The organism is Streptomyces hoynatensis, assembly GCF_003626535.1.
In the GTDB taxonomy this organism is placed as follows: Bacteria; Actinomycetota; Actinomycetes; order Streptomycetales; family Streptomycetaceae; genus Streptomyces; species Streptomyces hoynatensis.
Window position 1 is genome coordinate 455,218 of sequence record NZ_RBAL01000003.1, and the last position, 13,098, is coordinate 468,315.

A 13,098-nucleotide genomic window follows, 5' to 3' on the forward strand; every position below is an offset into this window, starting at 1 on the left:
AAAGGTGCGGCCCGCAGCCCGCCAGAGGACGTCCAGGACTGCGGTGGGACGGGGCACGCGCCCCCGCCGCCGCCCCCGGCGCCGGGCGGAGGGGAAGTTCAGAAGCTGTTGCGGGCGATCCTACCCGTGGGCGGGGACCCGGCGGTGCCGGGCCCGGGAGGCGTTCCGGCGGCACGCCGTGGCCCTGGAGCGGATCGCCGCGGCGGCGGGGGCCCCGAGCCCTCGGGTCCGGAGTCCTGACCCGCCCCGGCTCGCGGCCGGGCGTGGCTCCCGCCCAGGTATTCGAACAAGTGATTGAATATCTGGCATGGTGAACCCTGGCTTCCCCGAGGACCTCGTCCGCGATCAGCACGCCTGGAACCGCGCCTACCGGCAGCTCGCCGGCTGCGGGCCCGGGGAGTACGCGGTGCTGCGCCGCCGGCTGCTGCACCTGTCCTGCCGGATCGCCTTCCACCCCCACTGGGCCGGCTGCCGGTCGGCCGCGGGCTGGGCCGAGCTGCGCCGCCACGTGCGGCGGAGCGAGGCCGCCCGGAGCCTGGCGCGGGCCGCCTGAGGCGCCCGGAGGAGCGGGCGGCGGGGCCCCGGCGCGCCGCGCGAGGCGGCCCGCCGGGAGCCTCAGGAGGTCAGCTGGCTGAAGCGGAGGCGGTTGCCGAAGGGGTCGCGCAGGCCGCAGTCGATCCCGTACGGCCGCTCGGTGGGCTCCTCGGTGAACTCCACGCCCAGGTCCCGGAGCCTCTCGTACGTCTTGCGGCAGTCGTCCGTGGTCAGGATGAGCCACCCGCCCGTCGCGCCCTTGGTGACCAACTCGCGTACCTGCGCCGCCGTTTCCTCCGACATGGAGGGCGGGCCCGGCTTCTCCAGCAGGATCTGCCGCTCGGGGTGACCGGGAACGCTGACGGTCAGCCAGCGCATGAAGCCCATGTCGACGTCCGCGGCGACCTCCAGGCCGAGCTTGCCGACGTAGAAGTCGAGGGCCTCGTCCTGGTCGAGAACGAATATCTGTGAATGCGTGATGCCGTTGAACATGCGCGTCGCGCTACCGACCGGGGCCGTCGGAAACTTATCCAAAACTGCTCGGTTCGGCGGGCGGCGATCGGCGCGCCCGGCGGCGGACTCGGGAACGCCGGCGGGCTCAGGAACCCGGGCGGCTCCACGCCATGGTGAAGCAGGTCGGCACCCTCGCGGCCACCGCCTCCCTGCGGTAGGCCCGCGGCGACCTGCCGACGATGTCACGGAACGTGCGGCTGAAGGTGCCCGGGCTGCCGAAGCCCACCTCGAAGCAGATGTCCGTCACGCTCCGGCCGGTCTCCCGCAGCAGGAACATCGCCCGCTCCACCCGGCGGCGCTGCAGATAGCGGTGCGGCGTCTCGCCGAAGGTGGCCCGGAAGGTCCGCGTGAAGTGCGCCTGGGACACGTGCGCGATCCGGGCCAGGGCCGGAACGTCCAGCGGACGCGCGTACTCGCGGTCCATCGCGTCCCGGGCCCGCAGCATGCGGCGGTTGCTCTCCTCGGCGGCGCGGCTCACCCCTGCCCTCCCCTCGCGGCCACGGCGCTCGCGCCCCGCCGCGAGCCCCGGTCACCACCGTAGGGCACCGGCCAGCGCCGTGGTGACGACCCGGCGCACCGCCCCGGGCTCGGGCGGGCTGCCCCGCCACTCGGTGAACAGCAGATGAGCCGCCCCGATCACGGTGGGCGCGAGCGCGTCGACGTCCGCGCCGGGCGCGATCCTTCCGAGGTCGCGCTCGGCCCGCAGATAGCCCGCGACGGCGGCCGTGCCCTCGCCGACGAGCGGGAAACGGGCGGTCCCCGCCGCGCGCAGCCGGTTGCGCACCTCGTCCCGGCCGACGACGAGGGCCACGATCGCCACCATCACCGGGTCGAACAGGTCCGTCAGCGCGCCGGCGAGGTTGCCGTCGACGGTGCCGGTGCCCGCCGCCTCCCGCAGGGCGGCGGCCTGGGACTTCACCCCGGCGATCCGGTCGAGCACCAGCTCGGTGAGGAAGGCGTCGAAGTCGGCGAAGTGCCGGTGCAGCACCCCCTTGGCGACGCCCGCCTCGGCGGTGACCGCGCGGCTGGTGAGCCCCGTGGCCCCCTCCCGGACCAGCACCCGCTCCGCTGCCTCGAACAGCTGCTGACGCGGATCGCGCAGCGCCACCCCGGTCGGCACCGTGCATCCCTTCCTTTCGGCGGCGACTGCCGTTTTGCTCTAGTGGGCGTGCGCCCACTAGAGTGGGCGCATGGTCACTATATCGCCGGGGCCCCGGCCCGAGCCGCACCAGCACCGTCGGATGGCGGAGTCGTTCGGGGTCGACCCCGAACGCTACGACCGCACCCGCCCCCCGTATCCCGGGGCCGTTATCGAGCGCATCGTGGCCGCGAGCCCGGGCCCCGGCCTCCTCGACGTCGGCTGCGGCACCGGCATCGTCGCCCGGCAGTTCCGGGACGCGGGGCGCGCGGTGCTCGGCGTGGAGCCGGACGCGCGGATGGCCGGCTTCGCCCGGGGCACCGGCATCGAGGTCGAGGTCGCGACCTTCGAGGACTGGGACCCGGCCGGGCGCGCCTTCGACGCGGTCGTCGCCGGAACGGCCTGGCACTGGGTGGACCCGGTCGCGGGCGCGGCCAAGGCCGCGCGCGTCCTGCGGCCGGGAGGCGTGCTGGCCCCCTTCGGGCACGTGTACGAGCTGCCGCCCGCCGTGGCCGAGGCCCTCGCCGCGGCGTACCGGCGGGTGGCCCCCGACTCGCCGCTCGGCCACGACCGGGCGCAGGGCTCGATCCTCGACGCGTACCGCGGGCTGTACGCCAAGGCGGCGGACGGCATCCGCGAGGCCGGCGGGTTCGGCGAGCCCGAGCTGTGGCGCCACGACTGGGAACGCTCCTACACCCGCGACGAGTTGCTGGACATGGTGCCGACCTCGGGCGGCCTCAGCAGCCTGCCACCGGACAAGGTGGCGGAGGTGCTGGCCGACCTGAGCGCGGCGCTGGACGAGCTGGGCGGCACGATCACGCTGCCGTACGCCACCTGGGGCCTGACCGCGATCCGCACCGGGGAGCCGCCCCGGCGGCAGGGGGCATGAGCCGCCGCGCCCCCGCCGGTGACCGGCGGGGGCGCGAACTGTGGCCGCCCGCCCGTGGGGGGACGGGCCCGCCGGCGCGGCTCACCGCCCCGACGGCCCGCCGCCCCCGCCCCCCGGGCGGGAGGGCGCCGCGGAACCCGCCGCCGCGGCCGACTCCACCCGCTCCTTCAGCCGCGCCAGGTCGGCGGCGACCATGCCGGCGTCGCGCCGGAACTCGGCCTCGCTCATCCCCGGCCGCCGGCGAAGCGTGAACACCACCTCGCTTCCGGCGCCGTCGGGGATCACCCGGACCGGGTTGAAGACGGTCTCCCCCGAGGGCAGCGTGACGTCGTGGTCCAGCACGCCCAGCTCGTTGCGGGGCGTGAAGGCGACCTCCACCCGTCCCATCGGGGAGGAGTCCGCGACCCACCGGCCCGCCACCCGCCGGATGGTGGTGCCCAGGCCGTGGGCCCAGGCGGGCAGGTGGGCGGGGTCGGAGGCGTAGGCGTAGACGGCGCCGGCCGGCCGGTCGACGTGGACGCTGAGGTGGCGCGATGCGCCGGGTTGGGCGTTCATGCGGGCGACCGTAGCCCCCCGCCGCCGCCCGGGGCTTGAACGAACCGGACGCGTTGCGCGAACCGGACGGGCACCCCCCTCCGCCCCGGGGACCGGCCTGGCGGCCCGCGTCCCAAGGGCGCGGCGCACGGTTTCCCGGCACCGTCGCGGCCCGCGCCCGGTGGGCCGCGCGCCCGGTCCGCCGCGCCTGAGCCGGGGACCGGCTCAGGACCGCAGCGCCCGCGCGAGGTCGTCAGGACCCCGGAAGCGGAACGCCGTCCAGCCCAGGCGGCGGGCCGCGTCGACGTTGGCGGCGCTGTCGTCGAGGAACAGCACCTCGCCCGGCTCCGCCCCCAGCCGCCGCAGCGCCGCGCCGAAGGCCGCCGGGTCCGGCTTGCGCCGGCCGAGGCGGTGGCTGAACAGCAGCTGCCCGAAGCCCTCGAACGCGGCCGGGTACCGGCGCGGCAACGCCTCCTCCTCCAGCGGGCCGTTGTTGGTGAACAGCGCGAACGGCCGCGAGCCCCGGTGCGGTTGAAGGATCTCGTAGACCCGCGGGTCGGGGCGGAAGGCGCTGCACCAGGCGGCGTCCAGGCGCTCGTCGCCGCCCGCGAAGCCGGTGAGTTCCCGGATGCGGGCACGCACCTGCGCCGCGTCCGCGTACCGGCCGGTGTCGCAGTCCGCGCTGAAGCCTGACTTCCACAGCAGCGCATCCACCCGCTCCCGGGGCAGCGCGAGTTCGGCGGCCAGCCGGTCCAGGCGCCGGGCGTGGTCGAAGCGGAACAGGACGCCGCCCAGGTCGAGGACGAGGTGGCGGGCGCTCATGCGCCGAACTCCCGTGCCGCGGCGCGGATCTCGTCCAGCAGGACGCCGAGGTCCGCCTCGGTGGTCTCCGGGTGGAGGACGCAGGCCCGCAGCGCCGCCGTGCCGGAGAGCCGGGTGCCGGTGAGGAACGCGCGCCCGCGGCGTTGCACGGCGGCGGGGATGGCCTCGTTGAGCGCGTCGGCGGCGCCGGGGGCGCGCCCGGCGGGCAGGTGGCGGAAGGCGACGACGGAGGTGACGGCCGGGGCGAGCAACTCGAAGTCGCCCGCGTCCTCGACCATTCCGGCCAGGGTGCGCGCCAGCCGTGAGGTGTGGCGCACGAGGCGGGTGACGCCCTCGCGCCCGAGGTGGGAGAGGGTGGCCCACACGCGCAGCGCGCGGAACGGGCGGGTCTGCTCCGGCCCGTACTCGGAGAACCAGCCCAGCGCGTCCGCCGCGTCGTCGCGCAGGTAGGGCGGCACCAGGCTGAACGCGTCGCGCGGCCCGGCCGGGTCACGGAAGAGGACGCAGCCGGCGTCGACCGGAACGCCCAGCCACTTGTGCGGGTCGAGGGCGAGGGAGTCGGCCCGCTCCAGCCCGGCATAGCGCGGCCCGGCGCCCTCGCCGAGCACGCCGAGGGCGCCGTAGGCCCCGTCGACGTGGAACCACAGGCCGTGTTCCGCGGCGATGCCGGCGATCTCCGCCAGGGGGTCGACGGCCCCGGTGTTCACCGTTCCCGCGCTCGCGGCGACGAGGAAGGGCCGCACCCCGGCCGCCAGGTCCGCCGCGATCAGGCGGCGCAGGGCGCCGGTGTCCATGCGGAAGGCGGCGTCCACCGGGACGGTGCGCAGGTGCCGGGTGCCCAGGCCCAGCAGCTCGGCGGCCTTGCGCAGGCAGCTGTGGCCCTCGGCGGAGAGGTAGAGCGCCAGCGGGCCGTGCCCGTACAGGCCGGTCTCGCGCACGTCGTGGCCCTGGGCGCGCAGGGCCCGCTGCCTGGCCGTGGCCAGGGCGATGACGGTGGCCATGGAGGCGCCGCTGGTCAGCAGTCCCGCGCCGGGCCGGTGCGGGAAGCCGACCAGTTCCGCCAGCCACCGCACCGCGGTGCGCTCCAGCAGGACCCCGGCGTGCTCCCCGCCGGCGCAGCTGGGATTCAGCGCCGCGGCCAGCGGGGCGACCAGCACCCCGGCGGGCGAGGGCGGGGAGTTGACCCAGCCGAAGAACCGGGGGTGCCCGTTGCCCATGGGATACGGCAGGACCCGCTCCCGCACGTCCTCCAGCAGCTCCGCCAGGGGGCGCCCCGCCGCGGGCAGCGGCTGGCCGGTGAGCCAGGAGCGGTCCGCGTCGGCCACCGGCCGCCACACCGGCCCCGCGGCCACGGAGGACAGGTGCCCCGCGGCCAGGTCCGCGGCGGCCGGGCCCGCCTCCCGCAGCTCACTCACCGTGTCCTCCGGCGTGCGGCGGACGCCCGTGCGCCCCGGCGGCCCGGCCCAGCGCCATCGCCAGGTAGTACACGCAGGCGCCCGCTGAGTCGTTGGCGAAGGCGTGCCGGCGGTTGCCGGGGAAATAGGCGGCGTCACCGGCGGCCAGGCGGTGGGGCACCCCGTCGACCGTCAGCCGCAGACTCCCCTGCTCCACCGCCACGTACTCGTGGGAGCCCGGGGCGTGCGGCGCGAACTCGCCCGCGTCGACGCCGGGGCCGAGGGTCGTGCGCATGAACTCGAACTCCACGTCCGGCAGGGCGGGGGAGAGGATGCGCCGCTCCCACCCGGCGGGGTCGCGCACCACGCGCTGCCTGTCGCCGGGCAGGACGACGACCTCCGGGCGCACCGGATCGTCCAGGAGCCTGGCGATGGAGGTGCCCAGGGCGGTCGCCAGCCCGTCCAGGACCAGCACGCTCGGCGTCTTGGTGCCGCGTTCCACCTCGGAGACCATGCTCCTGCTGACCCCGCTCGCCTCGGCCAGCCGCTCCAGGGCCCAGCCGCGGGCCTGCCGCTCGGCGCGAATCCTCGCCCCCAGCTCGGCCATGGACAGCCCGCTGGACAGGGCGTTGCCGTCGCTGCCGCCAATGTCGTCGCTCATGCCGTCCACTATAGCGACGGCCATCCGCTTTAGGGGAACTGCCCCGGGGCGGCCCCGGACAGCCCGTCCGGCCCCGGGCCGCGGCCCGGACCGGGGGCCCGTGGCCCGGCCCCGGGCCGGGGTGGCGCCGGGGCCGGGCCCGGCAGCACTCCGGCCGGGAGCCGCCGCGGGCTCAGCCCGCGTGGATCGGGGTCTGCACGGCCCTGGCCCCGCGGTCGCCGCCCGCCGGGCCGGCCGCCGCCGCGCCGGCCTGCCGGCCCGGCGCCTTGGCGTTGACGAGGATTCCGGCGGCCACCGCGGCCAGCAGCATGATGCCCGCGGAGACCCAGGTGGCCACGGAGTAGCCGTGCACCGTCGCCTGCGCCAGCGCCGCCATCGCCTGCGGCGTGTGCTCGGCCGGGTTGACCCGGTGCTCCGTCAGCCAGTCCGTGGTCGCCCCGGACGCGCAGCGCGGTGCCGACCGAACCTCCCACCTGCTGCATGGTGTTGAGGGTCGCCGAGGCCGCCCCCTGCTCGTGCGGGGCGACGCGCCCCGTGCCGGTGGAGATGGCGGCCATGAAGGTGGTGCCCAGGCCCAGGCCCATCAGGCAGATGCCGGGCAGGACGCGGCCCGCGTAGGTGGAGTCCACGTCGATGGAGGCCAGGAAGGCCAGGCCGCCGGTGGCCAGCGTCAGACCCGGCACGATCAGCGCCCGGGCCGGCACCCTGTGCAGCAGCCGCGCCGAGATCTGCGTGGAGCCGATGATCATGCAGGCGGTCAGCGGCAGGTAGGCCACCCCCGTCTTCAGCGGCGACCAGCCCCTGATGCCCTGGAGGTAGTAGGTCAGGAACAGGAAGACGCCGAACATGGCGATGGTCACCAGGCCCATCGTCAGGTAGGCGCCGGCCCGCTGCCGGTCCCGCACGATCCGCAGCGGCAGCAGCGGCGTCCTGGCGCGGGCCTGCCACAGGCCGAAGATCCCGAGGATCAGCACGCCGCCGATCAGCAGGGCCAGCACCCGGGCGTCGCCCCAGTCGCGCTCGTCGAGCACCACGATCAGCTGGGCGAGGGCGATGACCACCAGCCCCCACCAGCGGCGCGGGTTCGGCGGCGGGGCCCCTTCCGGCGCATCCGTGGGCGCGCCGGGGCCGGTGCGGCCTCCCGGCCCGCCCGTTGCCCCCGCTCCGGCGAACGCTTCTCTGCTCATCTTCCGTGCCCTTCCTGAAGGTGTTCCATGGGCGGGCGAGGCCCCTTGACCGGTACGGCGGGACGGCCGCCCGACATGCGACGGAACCGGCCGGCCCGCGGCGCCGCGTCCTCGCGGCGTCCCGACGCACACCAGACGCCGGCGCGGCGGCCCGCGTGACAGCGCGGCCGTGTGACGAGGGCCACCGCGGGCGCCTGTCACACGGCGGCGGGGACCGGCGTCTTGTGCCCGTGGCGGAACCGAGAGCGAACGGGCGGGAGCCGGGCATGAGCGAGCGCGACGAGGAAGCCGGGACCACCGGGGGAACGCGGAGAGCGGAGCAGCGGCAGGGGCCGCCCGCGGGCACGGGCCGCGCGGACCCGGCCACCGAGGCGTTCCTCGCCCACCGCAACCTGCTGTTCACCGTCGCCTACGAGATGCTCGGCTCGGCCACCGACGCCGAGGACGTCCTGCAGGAGAGCTGGCTGCGCTGGGCGAACGTCGACCGCGCCGCCGTGCGGGACGAACGCGCCTACCTGGTGCGGATCGTCACCCGCCAGGCGCTGGACCGGCTGCGCGCGCTCGGCCGGCGCCGGGAGTCCTACGTCGGCCCCTGGCTGCCGGAGCCGCTGCTGACCGCGCCGGACGTGGCGGAGGACGTCGAGCTGGCCGAGAGCGTGTCGATGGCGATGCTGCTGGTGCTGGAGACCCTGGGACCGACCGAACGGGCGGTGTTCGTGCTGCGCGAGGTCTTCGACCTGGACTACGAGGAGATCGCCGGGGCCGTCGGCAGGACGCCCGCCACGGTGCGGCAGATCGCCCACCGGGCCCGGGCCCACGTGGCGGCCCGCCGGCCGCGCGGCCTCGTCTCCCCGGCCGAGACCAGGGCCGTACTGCGGGCCTTCCAGCGGGCGGTCGAGACCGGCGACCTGCAGACCCTGCTCGACCTCCTCGCGCCCGACGTCGTCGCCCTGAGCGACGGCGGCGGGGTCAGGCGCACCATTCCGCGCCCCATCCTCGGCGCCGACAAGGTGGCCCGCCTGCTCGCCTCCGGCTGGTACCGGCGCGCGGCCGCGAGGACGGTCGAGCCGGTCGAGGTCAACGGCGGCCCCGGGCTGCTGGTCCGGCTCGACGGGGAGATCGACGGCGTCCTCGCGGTGCGGGTCGCCAACGGCCGCGTCGCCGGCCTCTACCACGTGCGCAATCCGCAGAAGCTCTCCCGCGTGGCGCGGGAGACCGCCGTGAGCCGCTGAACCTGCGCCTCGCCCCCGCCCCGCGGCAGCGCGGCGTGCCGGCGCGGAACCGCCGCGCGCCGCAGGGCGGTTCGGCCGCCGGCCCGCGCCCGGGAGAGGGGGAACGGGGCCGGCGGCCTGGCGGGTCCCGCGGATCAGCCCGCGGTCAGGGTGAGGTGGTAGGCCCCGAGCGGGTCCTGGCCGGGAATGGGCACGGAGACGCTGCCGCCGTCGACCGGGTGGGTGGCCGAGGACAGGACCGTGGGCCCGGAGACCTCGGTGTTGCGCCCGCTGCCGGGGACGTACTCCAGGGTGGCCCGCACCGAGGAGCCCAGGGCGCCGATGCCGTCCACGCGCACGGTGCCGTCGCCCTGCTGCCCGGCGAAGACCAGGTCGAGCTCGCGCCGCGACGAGTCCCAGGCGGCCACGCCGTCGTTGGAGGCGGTCGGGGTGACCCTGACGATGTCTCCCGTCTGCCCGGCGTACCACGCGTACATCCAGTACGAGGCGGTCGGCCGGCCGTTGTGCAGCAGGCCGTTCAGCGTCCCGGCCTCGTACCAGAAGGCGCGTTCCGCATCGCGCACGCCCTCCCGCTCGAACTGGGCGATGTAGTGGTTCACGCTGCTGGGCACGTCGATCTCGCTCGTCATGGCGTACTCGTTGATGGAGATCGGCAGCGGCCCGATGCCGAGTTCGCGCTCCAGCTGCCGGTAGGCGCGGACGTCGCCGCCGACGCGCTGCCAGCCCGACAGCTCGTGCCACGAGATCACGTCGGGCACGGTGCCCGACGCCTTGGCCGCGGTGAGGAAGTCGCGCATCCGGTTGACGTCGAAGAAGGAGTAGCTCGGGCCCATGATGTCCGTGACCGGGTCGCTCTGCCGGATGCGCTGATGGGTCCTGGCCCAGCCGTCGAAGAACCCGCCCGCCGAGCTCGGCCACGTCCAGTCCGGCTCGTTCCAGATCTCCCAGGCGGTGATGTCGGTGATGTCGGGCCTGGCCCGGACGTCGGCGATCATCCGGTCGACGCGCGAGAGCCAGTCGTCCCAGCCCTCCCACCAGTAGGGGAAGCCGTCGAAGGTGTCGGCCATGTCGACCGTGATGTCCGCGCCGATCGCCATGGCGTTCGGGGCGATCACCAGGGTGTCCCCGATGGGCACGGGGGAGCCGTTGGGGCGGTGCTCGTGGCCGGGCGGAGGCTGCCGGAGGGTGTTCAGGCCCAGCGGCCGCATCACCGACACCGGCGGGGTGTCCGCGTCGGCCAGCCCGTAGAGCGTGCCGTTGCCCACCCGGGACACCGGCCGGATCGCGGAGCCCGCGTCGACGACCAGGGTGCCGGAGCCCGCGGTGGGCGCCGTCCAGCGCTGGTTCGCCTGCCCGTTGCAGGTCCACAGGATGACCGGGGTGCCGTTGGCCGTGCCGGCGTGGTCCACGTCCAGGCACAGGCCGGACTGGGTGCCCGTGACGGAGCCGTCGGCGTTCTGCCGCCACTGCTGGTTGGCGCCGCCGTTGCAGGTCCAGATCAGGACCTTGGTGCCGGGCGCGGTCTGGTTGTCGTCCGCGTCGACGCAGCGGGTTCCGTTCATCGTCCTCAGCTCGCCCGAGGCGGTGAACTCGAACTGCTGGTTGGCCTGCCCGTTGCAGTCCCAGATCGCCAACGCCGTGCCCAGGGCGTCCGTGTTGCCCGAGACGTCGAGACAGCGGCCGGAGTTGGCGTCCACCAGCCGCATCGCCGCCGCGGCGGCCGGCGGCGGGCCGGGGACGAGGGCGAACATGGCGAAGAGGGCGAGCGCGGCGGTGAGGAGCCGGCCGGCCGCCGGGCGCCGGAGCCGCGGAGCGAGCGGGGGGAGGGGTGGGCTCATGCGTGCCTCCGATCATGAACCTGACATTTTCCGGGCGCCGTGTGACCGGTCACACCGCTGCCGGTGGGGAATTGTGACCGGTCACGCAGGGGCCGTCAAGCACTCCCGCACGCCGCGAAGGGGAACGTTCCCGGCCGTTGTGGCGGCGTCCCGCGGCCCGGCGGAACGCCCAACGGGCAAGGCGCCGCGCGGCGTTGACGGCCCTCCGGGGCGGCCGAGCGGCGCGGGCGCACCCCAAGTGCCCGGCCGCCCGGCCGAGTCGGGGCACGCCGCTCCCTGGCACGAGGGCGCGGGGCAACCCCGGCGCCCCGGTGCGGGCGGCCTGGGGCATCCGCGCCCGTAACCGCGGAAATCCGCCCTCCCGGCCGCGCCTGCCGCCCGCTTGACGGCCCGCATGTGACCGGTCACCATCCTGGGCATGCCTGTGGCAGGTCACCCAAGGGGGCCGGGTGCCCCGCGGTCGGTGAGCATCCGGGACGTCGCGAACGCGGCCGGGGTGTCCCACCAGACCGTCTCGCGCGTCATCAACGGCCATCCCCGCGTGCGGCCCGCCACCCGGGCCCGGGTGGAGGCCGTCATCGCGGAACTCGGCTTCCGGCGCAGCGTCGCCGCACACGCCCTGGCCAGCGGCCGGACCAGGTCGGTCACCGTGCTGACCGCGAACACCACGCACTACGGCCGCGCCGCCCTCCTGCGCGGCGTCGAGGAGGCCGCGCGGGCGGCGTCCTACGCGGTCGGCATCTGCGTGGTGGAGTCGGAGGAGCCCCGCGCCGTGCGCGACGCACTGGACCGCGCGACGGACGCCGGCGGCGGGCTGATCGTCATCGCCTACGACGAGCCGGGCCTGCGCGCGCTGGAACAGGCCCCCGCCGGGCTGCCGCTCGTCGCCGCGGTGGAGACCCCCGCCGCGGCGCCCCCCGCCGCCAGCCCCTGGGTGTGGACCGACGACCGGAGGGCCGCCCGGGAGGCCACGGAACACCTCCTGGGCCTGGGCCACCGCACCGTGCACTACCTGGCGATCCCCTCCACCACCCGCAGCCGGGGCGGATCCCAGCGCGCGGCCGGATGGCGGGAGGCGCTCACCCGCGCCTCGGCCGCCGTCCCCGAGCCCGTGGCGGCGGGCTGGACCCCCGCCGAGGGCTACGCGGCGGGCCGCCGCCTGGCCGCGGACCCCGGCGTGACGGCCGTGCTGTGCGGGAACGACGACCTGGCGCTCGGCCTGCTCCGCGCCCTGCACGAGGCGGGCCGCCGCGTCCCGGAGGACGTGAGCGTCGTCGGCTTCGACGACGCCCCGCACGCCGCCTACCTCGCCCCCGCCCTGACCACCGTCAGGCAGGACTTCCACGAGGTGGGCCGCGTCTGCTTCGGCCGCCTGCACGGCCTCATCGAAGGGGGCGCCCCCGTCGGCCCGCACGCCCTGGCCACCCCCCGGCTGACCGTCCGGGAGAGCACAGGACCGGCCGCCCCGCCGGCCTGAGCCGCCCGCCGCAGCGGCGCGGCGGCGGCGCCGGCCGGGCGCCCGCCCCCGCGCCCGGGCACCCCCCTCGCCGGCGGCCGGGCGGGTCACCTGCCGGTGGTGAGGACCATGCGGTGGCGGGCACGGCCGCGGCGCCGCCCAGGGCCCGCAGCCGGCCGGCCACGTTGCCCTCGATGCTGTCGAGGTAGTGGTGGGCGCCGAACCGCCTGGCCGCCCCGGCCTTGCCTGCGCCCCGGGCGATGGCCACGGTCTCGCATCCGAGCCGGGCGGCGAACTGCACGCCCAGGTGGCCGAGTCCGCCCAGGCCGAGCACGGCGACGAGGTCGCCCGGCCTGGCCGGGCCGCGCCGCAGCGCGCGGAAGGCGGACACGCCGGCGCAGCCCATGGGGGCCGCCTCGACGGCGGTGAGCTCGTCGGGGATGCGGGCCGGCGCGGTGGCGGGAACGACCACGGCCTCGGCGTAGCCGCCGGGACAGGCCCCGCCGGGAACCCGCAGGCGCGCGCGGTGGATGAGGGCGCCCGCACGGCAGGCCGGGCAGCGTCCGCAGCTGCCGCCGAACCGGCCGACGGCCACCCGCTCGCCCACCTCCCACCCCTCGACGCCCTCCCCGAGCGCGTCGATGCGCCCGGCGATCTCGTGCCCGGCGCGGCAGGCATGAGGGAACCTCTTTCGCGAAGGCGGGGCGCCGAGCGCGCCGAAGGCGGGGCGCCAGGGGAAGCCGGGGCCCTGGCAAAGGAGTTGGCGGAACGTGGCCCCCGTTCCGCCCGGCCCTTTTCCAGCACACCACCGGCCCGGCGCCCCCGGGGGGCCACCGGCGCCCGCTGATCCCCGGGCGCCCCGCCCCGTGCCCCGGCCCCGCGTGCGGGAGGGCGCGGCGG

The 13,098-nt window shown here is 76.6% G+C and carries 13 protein-coding genes and 1 pseudogene; 4 read left to right on the plus strand and 10 right to left on the minus strand.

The window, feature by feature from the left end:
* The first annotated feature begins 307 nt into the window (after window positions 1–307).
* The gene (locus D7294_RS07820; protein WP_120676952.1) at window positions 308–553 is read left to right on the plus strand and encodes a hypothetical protein; all 246 of its coding nucleotides are present in this window, start codon (window positions 308–310) and stop codon (window positions 551–553) included.
* Between the two features lie 62 nt (window positions 554–615).
* Here D7294_RS07820 and D7294_RS07825 read toward each other — a convergent pair whose 3' ends face one another.
* The 3 genes from D7294_RS07825 to D7294_RS07835 form a co-directional block, all read right to left on the minus strand.
* Window positions 616–1,026 carry a VOC family protein gene (locus D7294_RS07825; protein ID WP_120676954.1) on the minus strand — a complete coding sequence of 137 codons (411 nt, stop codon included), beginning with the start codon at window positions 1,024–1,026 and terminating at the stop codon, window positions 616–618.
* Between the two features lie 106 nt (window positions 1,027–1,132).
* The gene (locus D7294_RS07830) at window positions 1,133–1,525 is read right to left on the minus strand and encodes a helix-turn-helix domain-containing protein (RefSeq protein WP_206619477.1); all 393 of its coding nucleotides are present in this window, start codon (window positions 1,523–1,525) and stop codon (window positions 1,133–1,135) included.
* Between the two features lie 51 nt (window positions 1,526–1,576).
* Window positions 1,577–2,167, minus strand: coding sequence for a TetR/AcrR family transcriptional regulator (locus D7294_RS07835; RefSeq protein WP_120676956.1), 591 nt, complete (start codon window positions 2,165–2,167; stop codon window positions 1,577–1,579).
* A gap of 70 nt (window positions 2,168–2,237) precedes the next feature.
* Between D7294_RS07835 and D7294_RS07840 the strand changes: the two genes are divergently transcribed.
* Window positions 2,238–3,074 (plus strand): class I SAM-dependent methyltransferase, encoded by an 837-nt coding sequence (locus D7294_RS07840; protein ID WP_120676958.1) that lies wholly within the window; start codon window positions 2,238–2,240, stop codon window positions 3,072–3,074.
* 81 nt (window positions 3,075–3,155) lie between these two features.
* Here D7294_RS07840 and D7294_RS07845 read toward each other — a convergent pair whose 3' ends face one another.
* The 5 genes from D7294_RS07845 to D7294_RS07865 form a co-directional block, all read right to left on the minus strand.
* Entirely contained in the window at window positions 3,156–3,629 is a 474-nt protein-coding gene (locus D7294_RS07845) for an SRPBCC family protein (protein WP_120676960.1), read from the minus strand.
* Between the two features lie 204 nt (window positions 3,630–3,833).
* Window positions 3,834–4,430, minus strand: a complete 597-nt coding sequence (locus D7294_RS07850) for an HAD family hydrolase (RefSeq protein ID WP_120676962.1) — start codon at window positions 4,428–4,430, stop codon at window positions 3,834–3,836.
* Entirely contained in the window at window positions 4,427–5,845 is a 1,419-nt protein-coding gene (locus tag D7294_RS07855) for a pyridoxal phosphate-dependent decarboxylase family protein (RefSeq protein ID WP_120676964.1), read from the minus strand. The genes D7294_RS07850 and D7294_RS07855 overlap by 4 nt, the downstream gene beginning before the upstream one ends.
* The gene (locus D7294_RS07860; protein ID WP_120677153.1) at window positions 5,838–6,485 is read right to left on the minus strand and encodes a helix-turn-helix domain-containing protein; all 648 of its coding nucleotides are present in this window, start codon (window positions 6,483–6,485) and stop codon (window positions 5,838–5,840) included. The genes D7294_RS07855 and D7294_RS07860 overlap by 8 nt, the downstream gene beginning before the upstream one ends.
* A 29-nt stretch (window positions 6,486–6,514) precedes the next feature.
* The gene (locus tag D7294_RS07865) at window positions 6,515–7,672 is read right to left on the minus strand and encodes an MFS transporter (RefSeq protein ID WP_241562177.1); all 1,158 of its coding nucleotides are present in this window, start codon (window positions 7,670–7,672) and stop codon (window positions 6,515–6,517) included.
* A gap of 266 nt (window positions 7,673–7,938) precedes the next feature.
* On the opposite strand from D7294_RS07865, the gene D7294_RS07870 reads away from it, so the two are divergent.
* Complete coding sequence (locus tag D7294_RS07870) at window positions 7,939–8,904, plus strand: RNA polymerase sigma-70 factor (protein WP_120676966.1); 966 nt, start codon at window positions 7,939–7,941, stop codon at window positions 8,902–8,904.
* Window positions 8,905–9,038: 134 nt separating this feature from the next.
* Here D7294_RS07870 and D7294_RS07875 read toward each other — a convergent pair whose 3' ends face one another.
* A complete protein-coding gene (locus tag D7294_RS07875; RefSeq protein WP_241562178.1) occupies window positions 9,039–10,742 on the minus strand; it encodes an RICIN domain-containing protein in 1,704 nt (567 codons plus the stop codon).
* Window positions 10,743–11,205: 463 nt separating this feature from the next.
* On the opposite strand from D7294_RS07875, the gene D7294_RS07880 reads away from it, so the two are divergent.
* Window positions 11,206–12,219 (plus strand): LacI family DNA-binding transcriptional regulator, encoded by a 1,014-nt coding sequence (locus D7294_RS07880; protein ID WP_422070665.1) that lies wholly within the window; start codon window positions 11,206–11,208, stop codon window positions 12,217–12,219.
* 91 nt (window positions 12,220–12,310) lie between these two features.
* Here D7294_RS07880 and D7294_RS32955 read toward each other — a convergent pair.
* A pseudogene (locus D7294_RS32955) lies at window positions 12,311–12,886 on the minus strand (alcohol dehydrogenase catalytic domain-containing protein); the annotation flags it as partial.
* Window positions 12,887–13,098: the final 212 nt, after the last annotated feature.

Excerpts from the sequence above, each read along its gene's own strand:
- D7294_RS07820 (WP_120676952.1), top strand. The coding sequence starts at position 308 with ATGGTGAACCCTGGCTTCCCCGAGGACCTCGTCCGCGATCAGCACGCC.
- D7294_RS07825 (WP_120676954.1), bottom strand. The coding sequence starts at position 1,026 with ATGTTCAACGGCATCACGCATTCACAGATATTCGTTCTCGACCAGGAC.
- D7294_RS07840 (WP_120676958.1), top strand. The coding sequence starts at position 2,238 with ATGGTCACTATATCGCCGGGGCCCCGGCCCGAGCCGCACCAGCACCGT.
- D7294_RS07845 (WP_120676960.1), bottom strand. The coding sequence starts at position 3,629 with ATGAACGCCCAACCCGGCGCATCGCGCCACCTCAGCGTCCACGTCGAC.
- D7294_RS07850 (WP_120676962.1), bottom strand. The coding sequence starts at position 4,430 with ATGAGCGCCCGCCACCTCGTCCTCGACCTGGGCGGCGTCCTGTTCCGC.
- D7294_RS07860 (WP_120677153.1), bottom strand. The coding sequence starts at position 6,485 with ATGAGCGACGACATTGGCGGCAGCGACGGCAACGCCCTGTCCAGCGGG.
- D7294_RS07865 (WP_241562177.1), bottom strand. The coding sequence starts at position 7,672 with ATGAGCAGAGAAGCGTTCGCCGGAGCGGGGGCAACGGGCGGGCCGGGA.
- D7294_RS07870 (WP_120676966.1), top strand. The coding sequence starts at position 7,939 with ATGAGCGAGCGCGACGAGGAAGCCGGGACCACCGGGGGAACGCGGAGA.
- D7294_RS07875 (WP_241562178.1), bottom strand. The coding sequence starts at position 10,742 with ATGAGCCCACCCCTCCCCCCGCTCGCTCCGCGGCTCCGGCGCCCGGCG.